27 protein-coding genes are annotated in these 23,724 nt (G+C 41.8%); 11 read left to right on the plus strand and 16 right to left on the minus strand.

The features are described from left to right. Positions 1 to 84 precede the first annotated feature (84 nt). Positions 85 to 465 carry a hypothetical protein gene (locus IAE16_RS04840; protein WP_323701603.1) on the plus strand — a complete coding sequence of 127 codons (381 nt, stop codon included), beginning with the start codon at positions 85 to 87 and terminating at the stop codon, positions 463 to 465. After that, positions 462 to 1,202: a tRNA (adenine-N1)-methyltransferase gene (locus IAE16_RS04845; protein WP_323701604.1), complete on the plus strand. Its 741-nt coding sequence runs from the start codon at positions 462 to 464 to the stop codon at positions 1,200 to 1,202. The genes IAE16_RS04840 and IAE16_RS04845 overlap by 4 nt, the downstream gene beginning before the upstream one ends. Here the strand turns inward: IAE16_RS04845 and rsmG are convergent. The 11 genes from rsmG to IAE16_RS04900 all read right to left on the minus strand — a co-directional run bounded on the left by rsmG (position 1,172) and on the right by IAE16_RS04900 (position 12,788). Continuing rightward, positions 1,172 to 1,705: a 16S rRNA (guanine(527)-N(7))-methyltransferase RsmG gene (gene rsmG / locus IAE16_RS04850; protein ID WP_323701605.1), complete on the minus strand. Its 534-nt coding sequence runs from the start codon at positions 1,703 to 1,705 to the stop codon at positions 1,172 to 1,174. The two genes, IAE16_RS04845 and rsmG, sit on opposite strands and share 31 nt — an antisense overlap. Positions 1,706 to 1,749: 44 nt before the next feature. Then, positions 1,750 to 2,337 carry an SCO family protein gene (locus IAE16_RS04855; RefSeq protein WP_323701606.1) on the minus strand — a complete coding sequence of 196 codons (588 nt, stop codon included), beginning with the start codon at positions 2,335 to 2,337 and terminating at the stop codon, positions 1,750 to 1,752. Further along, the gene (locus IAE16_RS04860; RefSeq protein ID WP_323701607.1) at positions 2,334 to 3,524 is read right to left on the minus strand and encodes a sensor histidine kinase; all 1,191 of its coding nucleotides are present in this window, start codon (positions 3,522 to 3,524) and stop codon (positions 2,334 to 2,336) included. The genes IAE16_RS04855 and IAE16_RS04860 overlap by 4 nt, the downstream gene beginning before the upstream one ends. A gap of 106 nt (positions 3,525 to 3,630) precedes the next feature. Then, positions 3,631 to 4,311, minus strand: a complete 681-nt coding sequence (locus tag IAE16_RS04865) for a response regulator transcription factor (RefSeq protein WP_323701608.1) — start codon at positions 4,309 to 4,311, stop codon at positions 3,631 to 3,633. Beyond that, positions 4,308 to 5,711: a hypothetical protein gene (locus IAE16_RS04870; RefSeq protein ID WP_323701609.1), complete on the minus strand. Its 1,404-nt coding sequence runs from the start codon at positions 5,709 to 5,711 to the stop codon at positions 4,308 to 4,310. The genes IAE16_RS04865 and IAE16_RS04870 overlap by 4 nt, the downstream gene beginning before the upstream one ends. Then, positions 5,708 to 6,280: an ADP-ribosylation factor-like protein gene (locus IAE16_RS04875; protein WP_323701610.1), complete on the minus strand. Its 573-nt coding sequence runs from the start codon at positions 6,278 to 6,280 to the stop codon at positions 5,708 to 5,710. Before IAE16_RS04875 ends, IAE16_RS04870 begins: the two co-directional genes overlap by 4 nt. Beyond that, complete coding sequence (locus IAE16_RS04880; RefSeq protein WP_323701611.1) at positions 6,264 to 7,403, minus strand: lipopolysaccharide assembly protein LapA domain-containing protein; 1,140 nt, start codon at positions 7,401 to 7,403, stop codon at positions 6,264 to 6,266. The genes IAE16_RS04875 and IAE16_RS04880 overlap by 17 nt, the downstream gene beginning before the upstream one ends. Continuing rightward, positions 7,400 to 7,741: a ribosome silencing factor gene (rsfS, locus tag IAE16_RS04885; protein WP_323701612.1), complete on the minus strand. Its 342-nt coding sequence runs from the start codon at positions 7,739 to 7,741 to the stop codon at positions 7,400 to 7,402. The genes IAE16_RS04880 and rsfS overlap by 4 nt, the downstream gene beginning before the upstream one ends. Then, positions 7,728 to 8,621 (minus strand): outer membrane protein assembly factor BamD, encoded by an 894-nt coding sequence (locus IAE16_RS04890; RefSeq protein ID WP_323701613.1) that lies wholly within the window; start codon positions 8,619 to 8,621, stop codon positions 7,728 to 7,730. The genes rsfS and IAE16_RS04890 overlap by 14 nt, the downstream gene beginning before the upstream one ends. Beyond that, complete coding sequence (locus IAE16_RS04895) at positions 8,614 to 9,972, minus strand: Rne/Rng family ribonuclease (RefSeq protein ID WP_323701614.1); 1,359 nt, start codon at positions 9,970 to 9,972, stop codon at positions 8,614 to 8,616. The genes IAE16_RS04890 and IAE16_RS04895 overlap by 8 nt, the downstream gene beginning before the upstream one ends. Positions 9,973 to 9,980: 8 nt before the next feature. Continuing rightward, positions 9,981 to 12,788: an AAA family ATPase gene (locus tag IAE16_RS04900; RefSeq protein WP_323701615.1), complete on the minus strand. Its 2,808-nt coding sequence runs from the start codon at positions 12,786 to 12,788 to the stop codon at positions 9,981 to 9,983. An 18-nt stretch (positions 12,789 to 12,806) separates the two neighbouring features. On the opposite strand from IAE16_RS04900, the gene IAE16_RS04905 reads away from it, so the two are divergent. Continuing rightward, the gene (locus tag IAE16_RS04905; RefSeq protein WP_323701616.1) at positions 12,807 to 13,457 is read left to right on the plus strand and encodes a lipoyl protein ligase domain-containing protein; all 651 of its coding nucleotides are present in this window, start codon (positions 12,807 to 12,809) and stop codon (positions 13,455 to 13,457) included. Between the two features lie 9 nt (positions 13,458 to 13,466). Further along, a complete protein-coding gene (gene pgsA / locus IAE16_RS04910) occupies positions 13,467 to 13,967 on the plus strand; it encodes a CDP-diacylglycerol--glycerol-3-phosphate 3-phosphatidyltransferase (protein ID WP_323701617.1) in 501 nt (166 codons plus the stop codon). 12 nt (positions 13,968 to 13,979) lie between these two features. On the opposite strand, the gene IAE16_RS04915 is transcribed toward pgsA, so the two are convergent. From IAE16_RS04915 to IAE16_RS04930, 4 genes are read right to left on the minus strand one after another with little or no spacing between them, the layout of a single operon-like run. Beyond that, on the minus strand, positions 13,980 to 14,174 hold the full coding sequence (locus IAE16_RS04915; RefSeq protein ID WP_323701618.1) for a Trm112 family protein: 195 nt from the start codon (positions 14,172 to 14,174) through the stop codon (positions 13,980 to 13,982). Position 14,175: 1 nt separating this feature from the next. Further along, positions 14,176 to 14,589, minus strand: coding sequence for a hypothetical protein (locus tag IAE16_RS04920; RefSeq protein WP_323701619.1), 414 nt, complete (start codon positions 14,587 to 14,589; stop codon positions 14,176 to 14,178). A 2-nt stretch (positions 14,590 to 14,591) separates the two neighbouring features. Further along, positions 14,592 to 15,593, minus strand: a complete 1,002-nt coding sequence (moaA, locus tag IAE16_RS04925; protein WP_323701620.1) for a GTP 3',8-cyclase MoaA — start codon at positions 15,591 to 15,593, stop codon at positions 14,592 to 14,594. Beyond that, the gene (locus tag IAE16_RS04930) at positions 15,590 to 16,012 is read right to left on the minus strand and encodes a molybdenum cofactor biosynthesis protein MoaE (RefSeq protein ID WP_323701621.1); all 423 of its coding nucleotides are present in this window, start codon (positions 16,010 to 16,012) and stop codon (positions 15,590 to 15,592) included. Before IAE16_RS04930 ends, moaA begins: the two co-directional genes overlap by 4 nt. 68 nt (positions 16,013 to 16,080) lie before the next feature. On the opposite strand from IAE16_RS04930, the gene fliG reads away from it, so the two are divergent. The 6 genes from fliG to IAE16_RS04960 are packed head-to-tail and all read left to right on the plus strand — an operon-like array spanning position 16,081 to position 22,454. Further along, entirely contained in the window at positions 16,081 to 17,085 is a 1,005-nt protein-coding gene (gene fliG, locus IAE16_RS04935; RefSeq protein ID WP_323701622.1) for a flagellar motor switch protein FliG, read from the plus strand. Then, a complete protein-coding gene (locus IAE16_RS04940; RefSeq protein ID WP_323701623.1) occupies positions 17,078 to 17,764 on the plus strand; it encodes a FliH/SctL family protein in 687 nt (228 codons plus the stop codon). The genes fliG and IAE16_RS04940 overlap by 8 nt, the downstream gene beginning before the upstream one ends. Further along, entirely contained in the window at positions 17,748 to 19,025 is a 1,278-nt protein-coding gene (locus IAE16_RS04945; protein ID WP_323701624.1) for a FliI/YscN family ATPase, read from the plus strand. The genes IAE16_RS04940 and IAE16_RS04945 overlap by 17 nt, the downstream gene beginning before the upstream one ends. An 8-nt stretch (positions 19,026 to 19,033) precedes the next feature. Then, positions 19,034 to 20,347 carry a glutamate-5-semialdehyde dehydrogenase gene (locus IAE16_RS04950; RefSeq protein WP_323699613.1) on the plus strand — a complete coding sequence of 438 codons (1,314 nt, stop codon included), beginning with the start codon at positions 19,034 to 19,036 and terminating at the stop codon, positions 20,345 to 20,347. Further along, positions 20,335 to 20,679, plus strand: a complete 345-nt coding sequence (locus tag IAE16_RS04955) for a hypothetical protein (protein WP_323699614.1) — start codon at positions 20,335 to 20,337, stop codon at positions 20,677 to 20,679. Before IAE16_RS04950 ends, IAE16_RS04955 begins: the two co-directional genes overlap by 13 nt. Continuing rightward, complete coding sequence (locus tag IAE16_RS04960) at positions 20,676 to 22,454, plus strand: SulP family inorganic anion transporter (protein WP_323699616.1); 1,779 nt, start codon at positions 20,676 to 20,678, stop codon at positions 22,452 to 22,454. Before IAE16_RS04955 ends, IAE16_RS04960 begins: the two co-directional genes overlap by 4 nt. A gap of 1 nt (position 22,455) precedes the next feature. Here IAE16_RS04960 and nadD read toward each other — a convergent pair whose 3' ends face one another. Beyond that, a complete protein-coding gene (nadD, locus tag IAE16_RS04965; RefSeq protein ID WP_323699617.1) occupies positions 22,456 to 23,049 on the minus strand; it encodes a nicotinate-nucleotide adenylyltransferase in 594 nt (197 codons plus the stop codon). A gap of 147 nt (positions 23,050 to 23,196) precedes the next feature. Between nadD and IAE16_RS04970 the strand changes: the two genes are divergently transcribed. Then, complete coding sequence (locus IAE16_RS04970; RefSeq protein WP_323699618.1) at positions 23,197 to 23,712, plus strand: fasciclin domain-containing protein; 516 nt, start codon at positions 23,197 to 23,199, stop codon at positions 23,710 to 23,712. Positions 23,713 to 23,724 lie beyond the last annotated feature (12 nt).

A 23,724-nucleotide genomic window follows, 5' to 3' on the forward strand; every position in this document is an offset into this window, starting at 1 on the left:
TATTATAATAACTCTATTGTGCTGTGGTTGCTTATTCTTCTCTTCCTATTGCACGCACATGCCCAAGATTGTCCACTCCTTAGAGTGAGATACCTTGCCTTAAAGGAAGATATGATATACGAAGACTTGATGCGAGAAGCGGAGATATTTATAGACATAGCGTGTGAAAAGGGAGATAAAAAAGCAGGTAGGTCCGCAGACAGCATACTGCAGGCTCTTGAAAACATAAAGTTTCCAGAAAGCTTTGGAAAGGACAGAGTAGTTGCCAGCAAAAGACTAAGAAGGGCTTCCCTTCTTCTAAACGAAACCACAAAATACTCAAGGAAGTATCCTCAGATATACGCATACCAGCTTCTTTTTTACCAAGTTGCAAGAGAAAACTACAGGGTTGGAGACTACGAATATGCTCTAAAATACTCTATTGCATCCTATAATCTTGGAAGGGCTATACTGGAGCTAAGATGAACTTTAGGGAAGGAGATTATATATTGTTGGTTTGCGAAGATAGAAGGTATCTCAAGGCACTAACAAAAGACTTTAGCCTAAACTACAAGGAAAGGGTAATAAGATTTGAAGACATAATAGGAAAAGAGCCCGGACATTCTGTTAACGGCTTTTATGTCCTTAATCCCACCCTTGAAGAAATGATCTTGCTCGGCTTTCAAAGAAAAACTCAGATAGTATACCCAAAGGACAGCTTCTATATAGCCTATAAACTTGGACTTTCAAAGGATAAAAGGCTCCTTGAGTTCGGTGTAGGAAGTGGTGCATCCACTGCGGTTTTTTCCCAGTTGGCAGGTGAAGTATGGGCTTATGAGATAAGAGAAGATTTTTATAGACTTGCAAAAAAGAACTGGGAAAAGTTTGATCTATGTAAGAATGTGAGGCTTGAAAACCTTGACTTTATGTTTGCGGATGTTGAAGAAAACTTCTTTGACGCGGTTTTCGTGGATGTTAAAGAACCAACCTTATACATACAAAAGGTTTGGAGAGTCTTAAAGTTTGGTGCACCCTTTGCCACCATCCTTCCTACAGCCAACCAAGTGAGCAACCTCCTTAAGTCAATGGAAAACCTATTTTGCAATGTGGAAGTTTTGGAGATACTTCACAGACCCTACAAGCCTAACCCAGACCGCCTTAGACCTCAGGACACTATGACCGCCCATACAGGTTATCTTGTTTTTGCAAGGAAAAGGATATAGCTCTTGATATCTGTAAGCTCTATCCTGCAGTGGTCGTATCCTTCAAGAGGTTCCGCTCCCCTCATAATCATTATGTATCTATTGGAAAGCCTTTGGAGCAGAGGTAGTATCTTTTCAGTTTTTCCAAGGGCTCTGCAAACCACAAGGTCAAAGTTTTCTTGAACTTTTTGAGCTTCCCTACATAGCACTCTATATTCAATTCCAAGTTTTACCTTAAGATATTCCAAAAAGGAACACTTTTTTGCTACCGCTTCTATCAAAGTCAAGTCTATCCTGTCCCCGTAGTATATCTTAAGAGGCACTCCTGGAAAACCAGCTCCGCTCCCCACATCACACACAGAAAGACCATCTATCTGTATAGCTTTTTCTCTTAAACAAAAGCTAACGGTTAGCGAATCCACAAAATGTCTTAGGATTATTTCTCTTTCGTCCTCTATAGCGGTAAGGTTGTGCACCTCGTTCCATCTTTTTAGCTCCTGCAAGTAGATTTTAAAGTTTTCCATCTGTTTCTCGGAAAGTTCAAAACCGTTTCTGGAAAAAAGCTCCCCTATGAGTTTTTCAGCAGGAATTTTATATCCTCCGCCATCTTCTCTGGCTCTTGTTTTGCAAAGGTATAAAGGAGTTTAATCTTCATATCGGGAGTGACCAGATATATGGTTGCGGTATGGTCTATAAGGTATCCACCAGCGGACTCACCTTCTATCCTTTTATAGTAAGCCTTGTATTCTCTTGCAGTCTTCTCTATCTCCTTTTCAGTTCCAGTCAGGCCTATGAAGGTGGGATTAAAGTAAGGAACATAACCCTTCAGCACCTCTGGTGTATCCCTTTCTGGGTCCACACTTATAAAAAGCACCTGGACTCTTTTTGCTTCTTCAGGTGTGAGATTTTTCATAACCTTTGCCATGGTTTCAAGTGCCATAGGGCAGACATCAGGGCAGTGGGTGTATCCGAAGAAGAGTAACACTATATTTTTCTGGTTTGTAAAATCAGAAAGCCTTACCCTTTTTCCCTCGTGGTCTGTAAGCTCAAAGTTGTAGGCTGGCTGGTCGTATAGATGACCATAAAACTCATGCTGTCTTTTGCATGATACTACAAACAATAGCACCAAGACTATAAGAGTTGTTAATTTTCTCATAATTTAAAATTATAGCACAAACTTACCTTTGTGCCAACCCCCTTTTGGCTTTCCACTTTCATACTCATACCACTTCTCTGGGCTATGAGTTTAACTATATAGAGTCCAAGACCTGAGCCTTCCTTGTCTGCCGCTTCTCTATAGAAGAGCTCTCCTGCCCTTTCTGGATGCTCCATACCAATACCTCTATCTTCAACCACCACACAGTGCTCTTTAAAATAAAGCCTTATCTCTTGTCCCTCCTCTGTGTATTTGTATGCGTTTTCTATCAGATTTCTAATAGCCATCTTAAAGTATTCCTTGTCCACATAGAGAACCACATCTTCGTCAAGATACTCTACGGTAAATCTTCTGCCTCCTCTGATGAACTCATACTCCTCCTCAAGCTCCGCAAAGATTTGGTTTAAGCTGACTTCTTCCACTTTGAGAGGAACTTGAGACTCAAGCCTCATTATAGTAGTTAACTGATTTATTAACTTTCCCATCTTTTCCGCCTGAAGTTGTATATTCCGATAAATTTCTTTTAGTTCCTCTTCTGTGTATTTGCCCCTTTGCAAGAGATCCGCCTGCCCTTTTATGTAAGCAAGAGGAGTTTTTAGTGCATGAGCTACGTTCCTTATAAACTCCCTTTGCCAGAGGATTATGCTTTTAAGCCTTTCTACCATACTTGCATATGCTTCCTCAAGAAGACCAAACTCATCCTTCCTACCACTCTTTCTAATCTCTAAATTGAGATCTCCCTTTGAGATGCGTCTTGAAGCCTCCGTAAGATAGTCTAAGGGTTTTAGAAGTTGATTTATAGAATAAAAGGCAAGAAATGAGGCAGGTAAGGAAATGAGAAATAATATGAAGGTGGTAAAGAGTATTATATGTTTTTCCACGTTTCGTATACTGTCTAGTTTTCCAAGAAGTATAAGATGGTGATCACCTACCCTTTTGACTATAAAAGCATAGCTTCCCTTAATTCCTCTAATTTTTTCTAACATAGTCCTTATATCTTGAAGCTCTATCTCTGGCATTTCACCCTCGAGAAAACTCTCCTTTTTTACTATTTGACCTTCTTCGTCAATAAGAATACTGGCTATCTCCCTCGAGACCACATCCTCTGCCAGTAATTTTGCGTAATAATCAGGGTTTTGATAGTAGTTCTTGTAAAAATCTAAAAGTGGGTTTACCTGGTATTCCATATATTGGAGGGTGTAATTATAAAGCGTGGACCTTACAACCATTAAACTGAATAAAGAAAGCAGAAGCAACCCACCTAAGTATAGGCTGAAAAAAAGCAGTATAGCTTTAACCCTTACTGACATCCTCTTCTACCATCATATAGCCATATCCCCTAACTGTCCTTATTAGCCTGTGGTCCTTATCCTCCAACTTTGTCCTTATGTTTTTTATATACACATCCACCACGTTTGAGCCCTCTCCATAAGAGTAGCCCCACACCTTTGAGTATATCTCTTCCCTGCTTACTGCGATGTTTACCCTTTCCGCAAGGAGCCTTAGGAGTTTGAACTCTCTGTGAGTCATAGGTATCTTTTTGCCCCTGTAATATACCTCAAAGGACCTTAATCTAAGCTCCAACCTGCCAACCCTCAAAGTGTCGGGTCCTTCCCTTTTATATCTTCTAAGGACAGCACCAATTCTCGCCAAAAGCTCCTTAAAGGAAAAGGGTTTTGTTATATAGTCGTCCGCCCCCGCAGAAAGCCCCTCCACCTTGTCCTCAATCTGCCCCTTGGCAGTTAGCATAATTATGGGTATATCCTTTACTTCCCTTATCCTTTTACAGACCTTTATTCCATCCATCTTAGGAAGCATAATATCAAGAAGCACAAGGTCATAGTCCTCTTCTAATAAGCGATTTACTGCGGAATAGCCATCTCTTACCCAATCAACCTCGTACCCTTCATGGCTTAACCCATCTAGGAGAAGCTTGCCAAGGTGTTGGTCATCCTCAACAATCAAAACCTTCATACTTCAGGAAGCATAAGATACTCTTCTACATTTAGAATTTTTAATATATCCCTGTAAGGCTGTAGGGATATTTCTAATTCCCTTTCTAATTTTTCATTCCCCAATACACTGTAGCTAAGGTCAAGAAGAAATTGAAGAAAGCCAAACACACCCTCCTCACCTTTGGGCTTTCTTCTATAAACTATAACTCCCTCGTTATACTTCAGAACATCTGAAGATGCAAGCTGAGAAAGTATTATATGGTTAAGGTGTCCCGCATGCTTAAGAAGTATACTGTATATTGCATTTAGTAAGAATTGATGTATAACATCCCGTATGTTTTCCATGGGCTGGTACAGGGCAATATCCACCCACGCCACTTTCTCAACCGGCAGACTCTTTACAAACTTTAAGCCCTCCATACCATCTTCTATGATGCCAAGAAGTAGCCCTTCCCTGTATATTATGTAAGTTTTTGAACCCTCCGAGTAAATTGTTATCATACCCGACCTTCCCTCAGTACTCATACCTATGAGCATTTTCCCTACTTCCAAAAAGGACCCAGATAAGCCACTCACTGCCTTTTCTTCAGAATGCTTCAGCATTAACAAATCAATAATCCCCCCGCCTATATCTATTACATTTAACACAGAATTATTCTTGGCTGTGAGGAAAAAGTCAAAGATTTCAGAATTGTAAGGGTAGACTGCAGACAATCTACCCTTTTTGTAATAGAGGTCAAACTCAAAATCTCCACCGATTATTTGAATAATGCCGCTAAACTTACTAAAATGAAAGCTATCTAGAAGTGTTATAAGGTTTACTCTTTCTGCTTCGACACCTTTCATAAGATATTCTATCTTTATTTCCTCTTTCAAGAGTTCAGGATTATAGAACTGATTTATATCTAAATATCCACTGGAAAAAAGAGACTTGAGCTTTCTTATCTCTTCAACAAGGCTATTATTTGAGCTGACAAGTATTTGATATATGCTTTTACTGTTATAAAATTCTGCTTCCTCAAAATTTTTTATAACTTTAACCACAGCCATAGGGGTTATAACCCTTTCCATAAGGGATTTCAGTTCACTATGAACTAACTGAAGCTGAAGCACAAGCTCCTCTACTGAGACAGACTCCTCAAGTTCAAAGATTTTCTCTCTTTGACCTTCTCTGAAGGTGAAAAAGGCTTTTGGGTTTTCCATAAACTCAGAAAGGTGGTAAAGAAGTATAGACCTTTTGTTTTGGCTATTTACTTCCTCACTATCACTGAGCTTGAAACCTCTTATTAACCCTTTATCTGTGTATAAGGATACCACCTTTACACCAAGAAAAAGGTCAAGAGTGCCTACTCTATTAAAAAGACATCCATTGAGAAGGTCTACCAGGTCCTGCTTTGAACTTAAGTATCCGGAGATCATAATAGCATCCTTTCTACCCTTGATATAAGATAGTCTTCCAAAACCTTAAAGGTTTCCAACACGCCCTCACCCTTTATGGCACTTGCACAAACAGAAGGGTAGTTCTCAAGGTTTATAACCTTCTCCATCTCTCTGTAATCCATGGCGTTTGGTAAGTCAAGCTTGTTATACTGGACTACCATTGGGACGCTTGAAGGGTCTTTACCAATGCGAAGCAGGTCTGCCTTGAGAAGACTGTAAAAGTTTATGTTTTCCTTTAGCCTTTCCTTTTGAGAGTCCACAACAAACACCACTCCATCAACACCTCTAAGCACGGTAAGCCTTATATCTTTGTATATGTCTTGACCAGGCACTGTGTACAGTGCAAAAGAAAGGGTAAGGTCTCCAACCTTTACCTTCTTTGTAGCAAAGTCAAAGACAAGGGTTTTCTCCTCTTGTGTATCCAGCTTCATTAGACTAAGACCTTCCATTTCTGAGAGCTTTTCAAGGTTTGTTGTTTTGCCAGATTGGCCTATACCATAATAAACCACCTTTAGCCTTATGATCTTTCTCTCAAGGTCTACCAGCATATATGTCCCTCCTAAGCTTTATTTCTCCCCATCTTATGCACTCTACGCACAAGGGCTTATATGTATTATAAGCCTTACCACAAGAACAGACAAAGGGTTTGAGGAGTTCCTTTATTCCAAGCAGACAATACTTGTCCTGCTCTTTGTGGGATTGAGAACTGTAAAGAAGAGCCTTAAAGGGAATTGTGAGCTTTTCCTCTAAGTTCTTCGCTTTACTGATTAAGTTAAGGTTAAGGTATACCACGCAGAGGACATTCGGGTCTATAGATTCAGCTTTTGCCTCTATGTCATCAAGCAGTTTGGTAAGGGCCTTTTCATCTTCCAGAAGGTTCCAAAGCACTTCTTCCTGATATCCCATAGATACAGCCTTTTCCCAAACTTTTCTGGCATCTTTTATCCTATCTTGAGAAAGAAGGTGTTTTATGTAAACTGAGTAAACAAAAGGCGACGGGTTTAAGTCAAAGGCTTTTTCTATAAGCCTTTCCTCTCCCTTTTTAAGGTAGACCATAGCCATTATCTCCGCCTTAATGCCCTTTTGCTTTTCCCTTTCCCATTTTTCACATAGCTGAAGGACTTTTTCTTGATACTCTAAGGCTCTTTCCCAGTTTTCTGAAAGAGCATAAAGATTTCTAAGTCCCTTGATAGCCCTTAGATTTTCCCCATCTTGTAAGAGTGCCTGGTCGAACTTTCTCTCTGCTTCCTGCAGGTTTCCTTCCCTTAGCATTATCTCACCAACGGTGGCTGCGGCTGTGCTGTTGAAATTCTTAAGCTCCTCAAGTTTTCCTTGTTTGTGGACTACCTCTGCCACAAGGGACCTCGCTGGCTCAACAAACTTCCCTGCGGAAAAAAGCAATCGCTCCGCTCTGCTCAAATAGCCCCTTGAAAGCTCCCTTAGACCCTCTTCCAGTCCATGAAGCCGTCTTTTTAGCATAGTTACCCTCAAAAGAAGGTAAAAGGAAGGCAACAAAAAGCCAAAAGCAAAGGTGAAAAGCAGAAGCACAAACAGGGGTATGTTGTAGACTATATGAAAAAAACGTATTTCCACATATCCGGCGTTCTGTGCTATAAAAAGGAGGAAAGCTGTAAGAAAGGCTATAAGGACTAGAAGCTTTATTATACTCATAAACTTACCCTCTCTGCGTTAGAGTAGAGCCACTCAAGGTCATAGTATTCTCTCCACTCTTTCTGAAATATATGAACTATTATATCAATAAGGTCAATAAGTATCCAATTAGCTTCTTCAACTCCCTCCACATGATCTGGTTTTATGCCAGTCTTTTCAAGCTCTTCCTCAAGATGCTTTAGAAGGGACCTTGCATGCACCGCAGAGTTAGCTGTCGCTATTATAAAGTAATCGGATATGTTTGTTTGTTTTGAAACATCCAAAACCACCACATCTTCCGCCTTCTTTCCCTCTAATAGATTTTTAATAGTTTTTAATAGTTCCCTACTGTCCTGCATACCTTTTAAGTTCTCTATAGTAAGGATTTTCTCCATACACTTGCGCGTATGTCTCAAGCAGTCTTAAGCCTTCTTGCCTGCTTAACTCCGCAATATCTTTCCATCTCTTTATCTCTCTATTCAAGAAATCAATTCTGTTTTGGATGGCTTTTCTGTCTTCTTCAGATTTGGCAGACCTTAGCTCCCTCTCCGCAGATTCTATCCATCTTTTGTATTTTGCTTCCTGTCTCTTTGCTTGTTCTTTTACAAGTAGCAAGGATTTTATATACCTGTATAAAACCTCTACCTCTGAAACCTGCTCTGGGAAGTTTATGAGAAGGTTTCTGTATCTAAGTGATGCGGAATAGTAATAACCAAAATCCTCATAAAACCTGCCTATTAGGTATTCATGCTTTGCGATCTTTCTCTGAGCATTATCTATAAGCTCCATGACTCTATCGGTGTAAGGACTGTTGGGATATCTACCAAGAAACTCCTTTGCCTTGTCTATAGCTTTTAGGGTGTAGCTTTGGTCTCTGTAGGCATCGGGTGCCACCTTCATGTAGCTGTCTACTACCATGAAGTAAACCCTCTCCGCCTCTGGGCTTTCTGGATAGTAAAAGAGATAGTCTTCAAGGTAAACTATGGCGTTTATGTAATCCTTTCTCAGATAATAGCTTTCACCTATGGTATACTTAGCGGACTTTATCTGCTCTGGCGTAAGGTTTTCCAAGTATTTTAGAGCCTCAGAAAGCTTGCTTATGGCTTCCTTGTAGTCTTTTCTGGCATAAGCGGACATGCCCTGAGAATAGTTTTCTGTTGCAAGCCTTGCCCTTTTTTCTTCTGTCATCTTTGCACAGCTCACCAAAAATATGAGTAAAAGCACTAAGAGTCTACGCATGGCTTAAACTATAGCTGTTTATATTAATGTCCTCACTGGTGTTTACTCGCACATTGAGAAAACCCTTTGCTTGCAGTCTCTTGCTTACACACTCATATCTTAGAGGGTGCACTTGTAGTTCAAGACTACCCTGAAGGTATAAGGGGATCTCCTTCTCAAGCTCAAGCATAAAAAGAGACGAGCTTTTTATATAGCCTTTGCCAGAGCATACAGGGCATAGTTCTGATAGCATCTTGGTTACGCTTCTGCCAGTTTTTCTCCTTGACATCTCCAAAATACCTAGCTTAGTAAAACCATATATGGTAACGCCGCAGGCTTCCTCACCAAAGGCTGAGAACATACTGTTTATTATAAGGTTTCTGTTTTCCTGTTTTTTCATGTCTATAAAGTCTATAAGAATTATACCACCTATGTCTCTTAGTATTATCTGTCTGACTATTTCTCTCACCGCCTCAAGGTTTGTCTTGAGCGCGTTCTCCTCATGGCAAGAACCTAAGGGGTCTCCACTGTTTACATCTATTATGGTAAAGGCTTCCGTCTCCTCTATGACTATGTATCCTCCGCTTTTTAACCACAATACCTTGTTGAAGATGCCTTTGAGAACTTCGTGAAGCCGGTATCTATGTACATAACTGGATGGGTCTTTGAGATAGAGGTTCTTTCTGAGAATACTCGGTTCAAACTCCTCAAGAAAAGAAGCTATGTTGTTCCATATTATAGTATTGTCAGAGACAATCTCTTCTATTTCCTGCCAATAGTCTCTTATGAGCCTTATGTAGCTTGGGTATTCTTCAAGGATAATTTGAGGTTTCCTTAGGGCTTTTGTCCTTTTTTGGATCCATTGCCATTGGTCTCTGAGCTTTTGCAGTTCCTTTTTTATATCCTCTGGGTCCGCATGGACTGCAGAGCTCCTAATTATTACACCCTCTTCTTCTATATCTCCCTCTAAGAGTTTGCATAGGCTTTCTCTATTTTCCAAGTGCACTTTGCTGGAGCACTTTATATCCTTCCCTTTGGGTAAATATACCAGATATTTACCCACTAACTTTATGTTAGTGGTGAGTTTTGCCCCCTTTTCGTCCTCTGGCTCTCTTACCACTTGCACTATAACACTATCCCCCACCCTATAATTTTCACCCTTTAAAGGCAAAAAGGCGTCCTTACCAATACCTATATCCACGAATACACCATCCATACCCCTTGCGAGCCTTTTGACCCTACCCTTGAATATGCTATCCAAAAGTCTTTGTCCTACTTTTGGTTCCGCACTTATTCTATAAGTTGTATCACCGTCTATAAGAAAGGAAAGTATCAACTCATCTGAAGACAGAACTATTAACCTCTTTGCCATTAATTCTATTATACCCTCTCCACTATACTCTTTATTATTTCTCTCTCAAGGGGAGAACCCACCTTTGGAAGTATGGTATCTAACACTAATTCCTTGACGTTTGGGTATCTGTCAAGCCTTCTGGCACATCTTATTGTGTCCCTTATGGAAAAAACAAAATCTACAGGCTCTTCAGATTGCTGAGTCTGATATGCTCTGTAAGCCTTTCTTATGCTGTTGGCGATTTTGAGAAGTTCAAAAATCTTCCATACACTTCCTTCAAGCTTCTCTTGGTCTCTAATAGACGTAGTCTTAAGAGCATTTACAACCGAATGCCAAAGGTAGATAAACTCCTCAAGGGTAAGGTACGAAAGCTCTCGAACGTGGTCTTTGAGTATTATTGCCTCGTCGGGGTGGTATATGCCCTTATCGTCTTCGAAGGGAGGGTAATCTATAAAAATAATGTCCGCCCTTGACTTGATATCCTGCGGAAGCTCTGAAACTCCCAAGTAGTTCTGAGGGTTCATACCACCTACAAGAACGACCTCTCTGTGTGCCCTTATGACCTCACCCGTGGGTAGGGTGAGATATCTTCTGTAGTCAAAGAGTGGGTTAAAGAGCTTCACCATTCCTGCAGGTAGGGTGTTTATCTCGTCAAAGTATATGACCGCACCTGGGGTTTGGAGTGCCTTTACAAGGTCTGAATATACTCTCCTTGTGCCTCTTCTTGGGTCAAATTCGTATACAAAGGTAATATCTTCCTTCTCCATTTTTGAGTTGCAGGGTATTATGTATAGAGGTCTGTTGGTGAGGGCTGAGAAAACTTCCACCAAGAAGTTTTTTCCTACACCTGCATCACCCTCAAGTATAAGAATGCCTTCAGAGTACATGAGCTGTTCTTTTATCAAAGATGCAAACTTTTCTAAATTTTTTACAAACCACGGAGTCTCTTCGTAAGATACAAAAAGAGGAAGTCGCGAAAGTTCAGAAGAAAACATACCATTCAGGTGTCTTAAGTATCTCCTAACCCATAAGGGCAGTACCTTTAATTCTTCCTCAGGGATAAGGTTTGGGTATCTTTTGGGCTCTATTAGAACACCATCTTCTCTCTCAAAGGCTATTCTGGCAAATATCCTATCCTTTAAAGGCAGTCTTTCCTCTACCTTTATCCTCCACTTTAGTCTTCTCACATCTCCAGAAAACTTGGGAAAGTCTTCAGAACCAAAGATAACCCTTGAATCCTCAAACCTTATCCTGTATCTGCTTAGCCTGTCTTGAAGTAACTTTTCATGAAAGACCTTGAGAAGCTGACCTTGTGCCTGTTGACTTAGGGAGCTGGGAAGTTTGTTTATAAACTCTCTTGCCCTTTTCACTTCTTCAAGGGCTTCAAAGTCCCTCAAGTCTCCGCTTTCAACTTCACTTATAGCCTTTCTTACTTTTTCTAAGTGCTCCCGCAGAGCTGTTTGAAAGTAGTTTTCAAGGCTTTCCTTTAGCTCCCTTAGCCTCTGAGCCCTCTCTCCTTCTTCTAACTTGAGCTTTGACTCTAAGTCTCTTAGGTCTTCCGCATCTGCCTTACCTTCTCTTATCTTGTCCTCTAAATTTTTTAAGAAGGCGTTAAACTTAGCTTCCTCTATGTGGAGCTGTGCCTCAAATATTATCTCTCTGAGCTTTCTTATGGGTAAGTCCATAGAGAGTAGCCTTCTGTATTCTTCAATTTCCTGATGCTCTAAAAAGTTGCTTGTCCTTTTAAGTTTGTTTTTTAGAGCCTTTAGCTCCTCTTCCGCTCTCTTAACGATTTGAGCCTGCCTGTCCTTGTCGTATACAAAGTCCGTCAAGTTCGTGGTTATAGCTCTAAGGCTATAAAGTCTCTTGTCATCCTCATCTTTATAGGTGCAGGTGTATATAGTTCCGTCGGGAGATACCCTTACCACGGAGTAGCCAAAACCCTCAAAGCTCTGAATAAACTCAAGGTTAGGAAGATACACAAGCCCCATTCTGTTTTCTTCCGCATCCGCAAGAAACAGAAAATCACCATCCGGCGATAGGTCAATTTGAGATATGTTTATGGGTGTTGTGATACTATGAAGGAGTCCTTCAAGCTGTAGGTCGTAGACATAGAGGTGGTTTCCTTCCCCAAGAATTAGCCTATCCCTTAGTGGTAGGACCGCCTTGCCTGATGCATGGTCTAACCTTCTAAGGAGCTTTCCGCCAAGGTCATAGAGGGCTACACCCCTTGTGCCAGACAAAAGTAGTTTCCCATTTCCTATAAACTTCAAAGACCTTAGCTCTCCTATCTGGGCTTCTGAGTAAGAGAAAGTGCTTCTAAAGTCTAAACCCTCTGAGCCAAAACCTCCAGAGATATCTATCACATACACCCTTTCTCCCACAACACCATAGGCAAGAAGATTTCCATGAAGGTCAAGACCCACAGATGCCCTTATGCCTTCTTGTGTAGTCCTAAAACTTTTCCATGTCTGAGGGTTTCTTGCATCTTCAAGAAGGTAAACTACCAAGTAGGGTGGTGTTATAAGTGCAAGGTATCTTCCCCTAAAGAGAGCGTCGGTGATTACCTGTGCGGGTGGTCTTGAGGGTAGCCTATGGATCTTACCCTTCCAGTCGTAAAGCTGTAAAAGCCCATGCCTTCTACCTACAAGAAGCCAATATCCATCTTCGGATACATCCATAGCATCTACCCAGAACTCCTCTATGCGTGCATCTGGGTCCTTTTCAAGAAAATCCTCAGGATTTAGCGTGAGCTTTCCTTTAGATGTTATAAGACTAAAAGCCCTGTCCTCTTCCTTCTCTCTTTTACCCAAGAACTTTTGTATGAAACGCATAACTTTAAAATATTAACCATGGAAGTCGCAAAAAGCTATGATTTATCTTATGTTGAAACCCTCAAGGGTGTAGAAAACATGCAAAAGGACTGGGAAAACCTTCTACTTGTGGAAAACACTGGAAAACCTGTTTTTAGACTTTACCAGTGGCAAGAGCCAACCATAAGCATAGGGTATTCACAGGAAGAGCCTAACATATCTCTTCCGGTGGTAAAGAGACCTACAGGAGGTGGTGCTCTTCTTCATGGCTGGGACTTGTCCTTTTCCTATGCAGGGCTTAGAAAGGATTGGGGTTGGAGCTTTACAAAGGTCTATAAAAACTTTATGGGTCTTATCTTGGAAAGCCTTAGGAACTTAGACCCAAAGTTTGAAATGAGCAGATACAGAGGAGGCTACGAAGACTATTTTTGCTACTTTTATCCGACCCTTGGAGAGATAACCTATAAGGGTAAAAAGGTATTAGCTTGTGCCATGAGGCTCTTAAAATCCGCTTTTCTTATACATGGAAGTCTTTTTATTGAACTCGATTACGAAGAATTTGAAAGGCTTACAGGCATACATGCAAGCATAATAAGGGAAAGGGTAATAACTTTCAGAGAAATAAACATACCATCTCATACCCTGGTTTCTCTTATGAGAGAACGAGGCATAAAACTTTCCCTGTTGTAAAATAGATATATGCCAATCGCTATTACCCTTTTTAGGTTTTTTCTACTCATTCCAACTCTCTATCTTCTTCAAGAAGGACAAAGAAACTTTGCAGGAGTTCTTGTGATAGTTGCGGGCATTTCTGATTGGTTGGATGGTGGGATAGCAAGAAGAAACAATCAGGTAAGTAGATTGGGCATCCTCCTTGACCCCCTCGTGGACAAGGTTTTTGTCCTTGGTATACTATCTTACTTTCTATACGCCCATGAAATAGGACTTTTACCCTTTATATTACTTCTCATAAGGGAGCTTTCTGTATCTTTTCTTAGGAGTATCTCTGTAGAAAAGGGTTATAGCATGCCTGCATCCTACCTTGGAAAAGCAAAGGCCTTTTTTGAGTTTATAACCCTTATAGCTCTGTGCTTTGGTCAAGACTATGCTAACATCCTTTTATGGGTCTCTGTTTTGTTGGCATACATTTCTATGTATGACTATGTGATCAAATATTTGGTCTTTGAAAGGGAGAATTAGCCTTAATAGTTTCTAAGTGGTCTGAGGTTCCTCTTTTAGTTCTTCAAGAGGTCTTGCGGACTCTATAAGAAGGATAGGAATATCTTCCTCTACGGGATAGTAAATCTTACAGTTGAAGCATATAAGCACGTTTCTTTTTTCATCATAGGTTAGGTCTCCCTTACACTTTGGACATGCAAGTATCTCAAGAAGCTCCTTGCTTAGCACCTCATTCCTCCTTCACATATTCCCATAGCTCTGACATAAACCTTTTAAACTCCTCTAACCTTTCCTTGTTTAACTTTTTGAAAAGATTCTCCTCGTCAAAAATTAGCTCACTTGATAGGGGTGATACGCCAATATATTCAAGATGAGCGGTTTCATAACCGGAGATGCACATATACTGTTGAGCCTGTTCCTTAAACTTTACAAACTCTTCTTCATAAGGCTGGGATTCTTTTATGGTCAAATGGTAAGCACCTCCAAAAGAGTTAAGCCAGTATTGTTCCTTGGTTTCAATACAAAAGCTCGCCCTTTTTACAGACATTATGTCCGTTAAAGGCTCTCCGTCCGGCATACTTACAGCCCATACCCTATTTTTTAGAGGGTTTATAAGAAACTCAACCCGCCTATACTCTACCATCCTCAGCCTCCTACCCTAAACATCTCAACCTTTCTTGGCATTATACCATTTTCTAAGAATTCAAGCCTTTGCTCTGAGTATCTGTCAGACCTCCAAGCCCAAATCTTACTGATAAACTCCCTTATCTCTTCATCACTTGCACTACCTCTTATAAGACCTTTAACATCGTAGCAGTCTTGAGCAAATAGGCATGTAAGCACTTTTCCATCTGCGGTAAGCCTGAGTCTGTTGCAGTCTCCACAAAAGGGTTGGGTTATAGAGGATATAAAGCCCACCTCTACACCGTCATCCTTATACCTGTATCTGTCCGCTACCTCTCCTCTATAGGACTTTTCCACAGGTTCAAGCTCAAAGCGTTTGCTAAGAAGTTCCAACATTTCTCTCGCGGAATACACCTTTTCTAAAGACCAGCCATTTATATTTCCCACATCCATAAACTCTATAAACCTTACCACCACACCCATTGACTTGAAAAAACGTGCTATGTCTACTATTTCAGTATGGTTAATACCCCTTATGACACATACATTTACCTTTACTGGCGTTAATCCTACTTTTAGGGATTCTTCTATACCCTCAATTATTTGGTAAACCTTTACCTTTCTTCCTACAAGCCTTGAGAAAACTTCATCCTTGAGAGAATGAAGACTCACTGTTACTCTTTTAAGTCCTGCTTCTTTTAGAAGCTTTGCCTTCTCTTTTAAAAGAAAGCCGTTAGTGGTAAGGCTTAGGTCTTCCAGAGGCAGTTCAGATAGGTAAGCTATAAGCCTTTCAAGGTTTCTCCTCAAGAGTGGCTCACCGCCTGTAAGCCTGACCTTCTTTACACCAAGAGGAATTATAGCCATTACGAACTTGGTAATCTCTTCAAAGGAAAGAATCTCTTCACGCCTAAAGAATTCATACTCTTCTCCTTCTGGCATACAGAAACTACACCGAAAGTTGCACCTGTCTGTTACAGATATTCTAAGGTCATGAAGCTCCCTTCCAAGGGTGTCCTTTATCATGCTCCAAGCACCCACTCACCCCTGCCATTTTTGAAAACTTCCTTTTTCCATATGGGCACTCTCCTTTTAACCTCGTCCACCGCATACCTGCAGGCTCTAAAAGTTTCGTCTCTGTGTCCACCAAAGACCACTACCATAAAGGATGGCTCTCCCACCTTTACCACACCGAGCCTATGGTGAATAAAAACCTCCCTGACAGGAAAGTTTTTTAGTGTCTCCTCTCTTATCTCTTCCATGACCCTTATAGCCATTTCGGGAAAGGCTTCGTAATGAAGCTCCACAACATCTCCATCCTCTGGTGCGGACCTGGCTATACCTAAGAAAACAAGTCCCGCACCACAATCCTCTGGCACTTTATATTGGGACAAGATTCTGTCTGCACCTATCCACTCTACACCTAAATAAACCCTTGGAATCATACCTATAAATTATATGCTCTATACTGTGGATTTGATGACTTATCTCAAAAAGTCTTAAACTATTATACATGCCTGAAGCCAGGAGTAAACTAAGCAAGGCACAAAAGGCTGCCATACTCCTCATGGCTATGCCTCCACAGGTCGCAGTAGAGGTAATGAAAGAGCTTTCCGACGATGAAATTCAGGAGGTGCTTCTTCATGCTACAAACCTTGAAGGTATAACACTTAAGGACATAGAGGAGGTGGCAAAAGAATTCATAGAGGAATACAAGGCAACTTCCTTCATAACTCCTGATATAGATGCCCTTCTTGAGTTCGCAAGGAAAGCTCTCCCGCCAGACAAGTTTGCGAAGATATACGAGTTTCTTAGCAGTTCAACCCTTATAAAGAGTTTTCAAGAGCTTGAAAGAGTTGACGGTAAAATACTGGCTAATATACTTATGAGTGAACATCCCCAGACCATAGCGGTTGTTCTCTCTCAGTTAAACCCCAATAAGTCCGCAGAAATACTTAAACTTCTTCCAGACACTCTAAGCATAGAGGTTGTAAAAAGGCTCGCAACCCTTGAAAATATATCTCCTGAGTTCTTTGGCGAGCTCATAGAAGTCCTTGCGGAGGAGATAAAAGGCATGGGTATAAGCGGTATTATGCAGAAGATGGAGGGTATAACCCTTACCGCAGAACTTTTAAACATGCTTGACAGGGACACCACAAACAAGATATTGGCAAAGTTGGACGAAGAAGACCCATATCTCTCGGAGAAGATAAAGGAAAAAATGTTTACCTTTGAAGATATAAGAAAACTTGACAACAGGGCGATTGTGGAGATACTCAAGGCTGTAGAAAAAAGCACGCTCATAGTGGCTCTAAAGGGAGCACCCGAAGATATAAGGGAAAAGTTCTTTTCCAACATGTCCAAGAAGGCTGCGGACATAATGAGGGAGGACATGGAATCCCTTGGACCTGTGAGAGCCTCTGAAGTAGAAAAGGCCCAAAAGCAAGTCATACAGGTCATAAAGAATCTTGCAGACCAGGGCATAATAGATTTGACAGGCGGGGAGACCTATGTCTAAGGAGGAATTCAAGCCTCTTCACTACCTTCATAACATGCAAACCGAGAGCGAGCAGGAAACCACACAGCATAGAGAAACTGAAAAGGATATGAAAGACCCTTGTGAGGAACTTCAATCAAAGTGCCAAGAGGAAAGAGAAAAACTGGAAGAGGAGATTAAAAGCCTGAGGTCTCAGTTAGAAAGCCTTGATAGGGAAAGGGCTAAACTCTTGGAGGAGAGAGAGACTCTTTTAAGAGACCTTGATGAGAAAAGGGCTGTAGAAAAACTAATTGAAACCTTATCAGAGAGGCTCATGGAAACTTTCAAGGAGGTAAAGACCGATATACGAGAGGAAGTGATCGAACTTACCCTTGGGCTTGTCAAAAGGCTTATCCTCACAGACCTTATGCCAAAGGAAGACCTTGTGCTTAGGGTCTTGTCAAAGGTGCTTGAATCTGGTGTTGAGCTTAAAGGTCAAGTGGTTATATACCTTAGCCCTAAGGATTTTCAAAGGATATCTCCTTATTTAGAAGATTTAAAGCAAAGGTTGGGTGATGGAGTGCAATTAAGCCTTACAGTAAAGGAAGAACTAAAGGAAGGAGAGCTTCTTATAGAAACACCAAAGCTTTGGCTAGAGAGACGCTACGAGGACATAATAGCAGACCTTTTAGAGGATTTAAAAAATGGAGGGACTATTTAGGTTATACCATAAGGTATACAAAGCAAGCGGTGTCTACCTTGAAGCCTACAACACGGAAGGAGCGGTAGGAGACCATGTGGTCATATACCCTCAGAGAAACAAGCCTATAGAGGGGGAAATAATTGGCTTTAGTGAAGATAGATGCATCATAATGCCCTTTAGCTTAGCCCACGGTGTAAAGGCAGGCGATAAGGCGTGGATAAGAAAAGAGCATGTTTCTACAGTGGTGGGGGAAGGTCTTCTTGGAGAGCTCCTTGACCCCTTTGGGAGACGTCTCGTGGATGGTTCCTTACCCAAAGGCGAGAAAAAACCTATACTGTTAGAGGACATAAACCCTTTAGAGAGAGAAAAAATAGGCGATGTTTTTGACTGTGGTATAAGGTCTATAAATGCACTTCTTACCTTAGGTAAAGGACAAAAGGTGGGTATATTTGCAGGAGCTGGGGTAGGCAAGAGCACCCTTTTGGGTATGATAGTAAAAAATAGCAAAGTAGACGCGGTTGTCCTTGCCCTCATAGGAGAGCGTGGAAGGGAGGTCAGGGAGTTTGTGGAGGACGTGCTTGGAGAGGAAGGGAGAAAAAAGAGCATAATAGTGGTTACCACCTCAGACCAGACACCTATACTAAAGGTAAAGGGTGCTATAAGTTCTCTTGTGCATGCGAGGTATCTTGCAAGCAAGGGCATGCATGTTTTGTTGGTTATGGACTCTATAACGAGGTTGGCAATGGCTCAAAGGGAAGTGGGGCTCTCTGCGGGTGAGCCACCAACTATGAAGGGCTACACACCATCAGTCTTTTATCTACTTTCAAAGGTGGTAGAAAACTGTGGCAATTTCAAAAAGGGTAGTATAACTGGAATTTTTAGCGTTCTTGTAGAGGGCGATGATATTAGTCTTGACCCTGTGGCGGACTCTCTTATGGGTGTCCTTGACGGGCATATAATACTTTCAAGAAAGAGGGCAAACGCAGGCATATACCCAGCTATAGACCCAGTCAGGAGCTTAAGTAGGTTAATGCCTCAGGTGGTAAGCAAAGAACACATGCAAAGGGCTATGTATATAAGAGAGGTGCTAAGTGCCTACGAATCCTTAGAGGATATGGTGTATCTTGGTCTATATACTCAAGGTAGTAATCCTCTTGTGGATAAGGTGGTAAAAAACCAAGAGGGCATAAGAGAGTTTTTCAGACAAGGTGTGGAACAAAAGGTGAGCTACGAGGAAAGTTTGCAAGCTCTTAAAGCTCTTTATGAGAAACTGTTATAATTTAAATTATGGAGGAGCTAAGAAAATACGCAGAGGAGAAGGTAAACCTTGCTCGTTCTACCTTAAGAAGTTTAATGTCCTTGACAACGGATATAAAAAACCATACCCTCTTGAGGGCTGCGGAGCTACTGCAGGAAAGGAAGGACTATATAAAGGAAGAAAATCAAAAGGACATAGAATACGCAAAATCTCAAGGGCTTTCACCTGCTTTAATAGATAGGCTTTTGCTTAACGACAAACGAATAGAGGGTATGGTTAAGGTTCTTAGGGATGTGGCTTCTTTGCCAGACCCTGTGGGAGAGATAACGCGCATGTGGACGCGTCCTAATGGTCTTCAGGTGGGTAAAATGCGTGTTCCTCTTGGAGTTATCTTTATTGTCTACGAGGCAAGACCTAACGTCACTATAGAAGCTGCCTCTCTGTGTATGAAGTCTTCAAACGCTGTAATCCTAAGGGGTGGAAAGGAGGCCATAAACTCCAACAGGGCTCTTGTGGAAATCTTGCGTCAGGCATGCAGGGAAACGGGCTTTCCAGAGGAAGCGGTTCAATTTATAGATAGACCAGAGAGGGAGATAGTGTGGGAGATACTGGGTATGGAGGGCAAGGTGGACGTGGCAATTCCAAGGGGCGGTGAGAGTCTCATAAGGGCGGTTGCGGAAAAGGCAAAGGTGCCAGTTATAAAGCATTACAAGGGAGTTTGCAACATATACGTGGATGAGGAGGCGGACCTTACAAAGGCTTACCATATTGTCTACAACGCAAAGGTTCAAAGACCCTCTGTCTGTAATGCGGTGGAAAACCTTATAATCCACAAAAGTCTTTTAAATACCTTCTGGGTAAAGATGGCGGATATCTTAGGAAAGGCAGGAGTGGAGCTAAGGTGCGACCCAGAAAGCCTTGAAGTGATAAAGTCCAGACCTGAGCTTTCTCATGTAAAGGCTGTCCCCGCTACAGAGGAGGATTACTATGAGGAGTTTCTTGACCTCATACTGGCGGTTAAAACGGTAGAAAGCCTTGAGGAAGCCATAGAGTTTATAGAAAAATATGGCTCAAAGCACTCTGATGCCATAATAACGGAAAACTATACAAAAGCCATGAAGTTCATAAAGGAGGTAGACTCCGCAGCGGTTTATGTGAACGCTTCCACACGCTTTACTGATGGCAACGAGTTTGGTCTTGGTGCGGAGATGGGTATATCTACCGACAAAATTCACGCAAGAGGTCCGATGGCTCTTGAGGAGCTAACCATTGAGAAGTTTATAGTTTTTGGCAATGGACAGTTAAGAGACAACGTGGGAGTTCCTCCCGAATGGATGCAATAGACACACAGGAGCTTATAGATTTTCTAACTAAGGGAGAAGCCTCAGAGGCTTTGGAGAGATACTTTAAAGAGGTAGAAAGAAAAAAGGGTAAGATTTTCCTCTCCAACTACACTATTCTTGAGCTGGCGTATATTCTTGAATACAACTTCGGAGTAAGCAGGGAGCTTGTGGCTAAGAGTTTAAGGACTATAATTGAGGACAGGCTCTTCAAAGTAGAGGGTAAAAGGGAGCTGGAAGAGGCTCTCAAGCTATACGCAGAGGGGATGGACTTGCTTAGTGCTTTAAAAGAGGTTCAGCTAATGAAAGCTAACGCGAAAAGGGTAAAGCTATGAAAATAAACATAACCTTTGACCTCGCACCCTTCCTCCCATGGCTAAGGGATTATGACAAGGATAAGTTTACCAGAGACCTTATAGCTGGACTTACGGTAGCTGCGGTGCTTGTGCCTCAATCTATGGCTTATGCCCTTTTGGCAGGCATGCCACCCATATACGGACTGTATGCCTCATTTCTTCCTGTTATTGTAGCTGCACTCTTTGGAAGCTCAAGGTTTCTGGCTACAGGTCCAGTCGCCATGACCGCCCTGCTTACCGCATCCGCCTTGTATGGTTTGGCAGAGCCAGGAAGCGAAAGGTGGATTGCCCTTGCAGGAGTTCTTGCCTTGATGGTAGGCTTTATAAGACTTATAGTGGGAATACTAAGGCTCGCCTTTGTGGTAGAGCTTATTTCCACGAGCGTTATAGTAGGCTTTACCAGTGCAGGTGCTCTCGTTATAGCCTTAAGTCAAGTAGGGCATCTTCTTGGCTTTAAGATAACTCAGAGCACGCACATATACGAGGTGTTGGTAGATATATTTAGCAAGGTATCTCTAACAAACCCTTACACTCTAATAATAGGTGTTGTAGCCTATGCCATAATATGGATTTCAAGAAGGATAAGCCCCCTCCTGCCTGGTGCTCTTTTGGCGGTGTTTATAACCTCTTTAGCTTCTTACTTTCTTGGTCTTCAGAACTTTGGTGTTTCCATAGTAGGAAACGTGCCGAGTGGTCTACCCTCCTTTGAAATTCCCTCTGTGGACTACAGGACTTTTTCTCAGCTGTGGGTGGGTGCTCTTGTTATATCCGCCTTTGGACTTATGGAGGCAGTAGCTATAGCCAAACAACTCGCCATAAAGGCAGGAGACAAGTGGGACCCTAACCAGGAACTTATAGGTCAAGGACTTGCTAATGTGGTGGCTGGGTTTTTTAAAGGCTTTCCTGTGGGTGGCTCTTTTTCAAGGTCTGCCCTCAACTTCCAGCTGGGAGCAAAAACACCCATAGCCAGCGTAATAACTGGCTTGTCAGTGGGATTGACCCTGCTTTTCTTTGCTCCACTCTTTTACTATCTTCCCAAGGCTACCCTCTCAGCCATAGTGCTTTCTGCGGTCATAAACCTTATAAAACCTCAGGAAATTCTAAAGCTCTATAGGATAAACCCAGTAGACGGCATTGTGGCTGGTGTGACCTTTGCCACCGTCTTTTTCATGGACCTGTGGGTTGCCATAACCCTTGGAACGCTCATAGCCTTTGGAAGTTTTGTATACAAGACCATGTATCCAAGAATAGTCCTGCTTACAAGGAACCCTCAGTCTTCCACCTTTGTAAACGCAGAAAGAGAGAAGTTGCCGGAATGTCCTCAAATACTCTACATAAGACCCAACATGTCCATATACTTTGGCAATGCGGAGTATGTTTATGAGCATGTGCTTCAAAAGGTGGAAGAGAGGAAAAAATCTCTCAAGTTTGTCCTTCTTGACCTTGAGGCAGTTAACTACATGGATGCACCAGGCAGTTTAACGCTGGTAAGACTTTTGGACAGGATAAGGGCTATGGGTGTAGAGCCAGCCATGGCAAACATAGGATGCACCCTATACCCACTTCTTGAGAAGGTGGATTTGGACAAACACATAAACATAGACCACATCTTTGACTCAAAGGGTCGGTCCATAGTGGAGCTTTTCAAAAGGCTTGACCACGAGTATTGTAGGAAAAAGTGCCCCTATGCGGTTTTTAAAGAGTGTTGGACTGTAAAAGAGCAGAACTTTAAGCCTACCGAAAGGGTGGCATAGCTTATCTATAAAGACCCCTTGAAAGTATATACTCCTCCACCTTTTCTGGCACAAGCCATTTTACGCTCTTGCCTTCTTTTAGCCTTTGCCTTATCTCTGTTGAGGATACATCTACCCGTCTAACTAAAACAAGGTGGAAATCCCTTCCTTCTTTAAGCTCTGGAAAATGCTCCCTTATGTAGCCTTTAACCTCCTGCCACCTGCCCTCTCTGTCTACTATCACAAAACCTGCAAGGGAAATAAGCTCCTTAGGCTTTTTCCACAGGTGAAGGCTCAAAAAACTGTCCGCTCCTACAAGAAAATAAGGCTTTTGTCCAAAAATTTTGTGTAATTCCCTTGCGGTATCCACTGTATAAGAAACTCCACCTCTTTCTATTTCTATCCTGCTAACCTCAAAGCCTTGAAAACCTTCTATTGCAAGGCTCACCATGTTATACCTATCCTCTGCACTTGCCCTGTGTGGCTCCTTTAGAGGTGCTTGATAAGCTGGTAAAAAGACTACCCTTTCAAAGCCCAAAAGCTCAAGGGTGTCCCTTGCTACTAAGAGATGACCTATATGTATTGGGTCAAAGCTACCACCAAAGAAGAGTTTCATAGCTTAGCGTAAAATTATAGCGGTATCTAAGTTTGCTTTAGGTCAGATAGTCAGTCAAAATATAGCATTCAACCATACAAATTCACGCTTTCTTTGACCTTCTCTTGAGGCTATTCTTTAAGCATCAAACCAAAAGGAGGTGTAGTCATGTTTAAGAGCATTCTTTTCAAAAAGGCACTTCTTGGCACTGCAGTTTTTTCCTTTGCCCTTGGTCTTGCAGTCGCTGGCATGCATGAAAAGGATCGCAAAAAGGCAGACGCAAAGCCTAACATAGTCCAAACCGCTCAGCAGGCAGGTCAGTTTAAGACCCTTCTTACCGCAGTTAAAGAGGCAGGTCTTGAAGAAACCCTTGCCACAAAGTGTTGTTTTACGGTCTTTGCTCCCACTGACGAAGCCTTTGCAAAAGTCCCAAAAGACAAGCTGGATGCTCTTCTAAAGGACAAGGAAGCACTTAAGAAGGTTCTTCTATACCACGTAGTGGAAGGCAAGGTTTATTCAAAGGACCTAAAGGACGGTCAAAAGGTTAAGACCCTTCAAGGTCAACAAGCTACCATAAGCCTAAAAGGCGGTGCTAAGATAGACAATGCCAACATAGTAAAAACAGACATAGAAGCCTCCAACGGTGTTATACATGTAATAGACACTGTGATAATGCCTAAGTAAAGCCTTGCCCCC

Origin of the sequence: Hydrogenobacter sp. T-2, assembly GCF_033971325.1 — a bacterium.
Taxonomy (GTDB): Bacteria; Aquificota; Aquificia; order Aquificales; family Aquificaceae; genus Pampinifervens; species Pampinifervens diazotrophicum.

Excerpts from the sequence above, each read along its gene's own strand:
- IAE16_RS04845 (WP_323701604.1), top strand. The coding sequence starts at position 462 with ATGAACTTTAGGGAAGGAGATTATATATTGTTGGTTTGCGAAGATAGA.
- rsmG (WP_323701605.1), bottom strand. The coding sequence starts at position 1,705 with ATGGAAAACTTTAAAATCTACTTGCAGGAGCTAAAAAGATGGAACGAG.
- IAE16_RS04855 (WP_323701606.1), bottom strand. The coding sequence starts at position 2,337 with ATGAGAAAATTAACAACTCTTATAGTCTTGGTGCTATTGTTTGTAGTA.
- IAE16_RS04860 (WP_323701607.1), bottom strand. The coding sequence starts at position 3,524 with ATGGAATACCAGGTAAACCCACTTTTAGATTTTTACAAGAACTACTAT.
- IAE16_RS04865 (WP_323701608.1), bottom strand. The coding sequence starts at position 4,311 with ATGAAGGTTTTGATTGTTGAGGATGACCAACACCTTGGCAAGCTTCTC.
- IAE16_RS04870 (WP_323701609.1), bottom strand. The coding sequence starts at position 5,711 with ATGATCTCCGGATACTTAAGTTCAAAGCAGGACCTGGTAGACCTTCTC.
- IAE16_RS04875 (WP_323701610.1), bottom strand. The coding sequence starts at position 6,280 with ATGCTGGTAGACCTTGAGAGAAAGATCATAAGGCTAAAGGTGGTTTAT.
- IAE16_RS04880 (WP_323701611.1), bottom strand. The coding sequence starts at position 7,403 with ATGAGTATAATAAAGCTTCTAGTCCTTATAGCCTTTCTTACAGCTTTC.
- rsfS (WP_323701612.1), bottom strand. The coding sequence starts at position 7,741 with ATGCAGGACAGTAGGGAACTATTAAAAACTATTAAAAATCTATTAGAG.
- IAE16_RS04890 (WP_323701613.1), bottom strand. The coding sequence starts at position 8,621 with ATGCGTAGACTCTTAGTGCTTTTACTCATATTTTTGGTGAGCTGTGCA.
- IAE16_RS04895 (WP_323701614.1), bottom strand. The coding sequence starts at position 9,972 with ATGGCAAAGAGGTTAATAGTTCTGTCTTCAGATGAGTTGATACTTTCC.
- IAE16_RS04900 (WP_323701615.1), bottom strand. The coding sequence starts at position 12,788 with ATGCGTTTCATACAAAAGTTCTTGGGTAAAAGAGAGAAGGAAGAGGAC.
- IAE16_RS04905 (WP_323701616.1), top strand. The coding sequence starts at position 12,807 with ATGGAAGTCGCAAAAAGCTATGATTTATCTTATGTTGAAACCCTCAAG.
- pgsA (WP_323701617.1), top strand. The coding sequence starts at position 13,467 with ATGCCAATCGCTATTACCCTTTTTAGGTTTTTTCTACTCATTCCAACT.
- IAE16_RS04920 (WP_323701619.1), bottom strand. The coding sequence starts at position 14,589 with ATGGTAGAGTATAGGCGGGTTGAGTTTCTTATAAACCCTCTAAAAAAT.
- moaA (WP_323701620.1), bottom strand. The coding sequence starts at position 15,593 with ATGATAAAGGACACCCTTGGAAGGGAGCTTCATGACCTTAGAATATCT.
- IAE16_RS04930 (WP_323701621.1), bottom strand. The coding sequence starts at position 16,012 with ATGATTCCAAGGGTTTATTTAGGTGTAGAGTGGATAGGTGCAGACAGA.
- fliG (WP_323701622.1), top strand. The coding sequence starts at position 16,081 with ATGCCTGAAGCCAGGAGTAAACTAAGCAAGGCACAAAAGGCTGCCATA.
- IAE16_RS04940 (WP_323701623.1), top strand. The coding sequence starts at position 17,078 with ATGTCTAAGGAGGAATTCAAGCCTCTTCACTACCTTCATAACATGCAA.
- IAE16_RS04945 (WP_323701624.1), top strand. The coding sequence starts at position 17,748 with ATGGAGGGACTATTTAGGTTATACCATAAGGTATACAAAGCAAGCGGT.
- IAE16_RS04950 (WP_323699613.1), top strand. The coding sequence starts at position 19,034 with ATGGAGGAGCTAAGAAAATACGCAGAGGAGAAGGTAAACCTTGCTCGT.
- IAE16_RS04955 (WP_323699614.1), top strand. The coding sequence starts at position 20,335 with ATGGATGCAATAGACACACAGGAGCTTATAGATTTTCTAACTAAGGGA.
- IAE16_RS04960 (WP_323699616.1), top strand. The coding sequence starts at position 20,676 with ATGAAAATAAACATAACCTTTGACCTCGCACCCTTCCTCCCATGGCTA.
- nadD (WP_323699617.1), bottom strand. The coding sequence starts at position 23,049 with ATGAAACTCTTCTTTGGTGGTAGCTTTGACCCAATACATATAGGTCAT.
- IAE16_RS04970 (WP_323699618.1), top strand. The coding sequence starts at position 23,197 with ATGTTTAAGAGCATTCTTTTCAAAAAGGCACTTCTTGGCACTGCAGTT.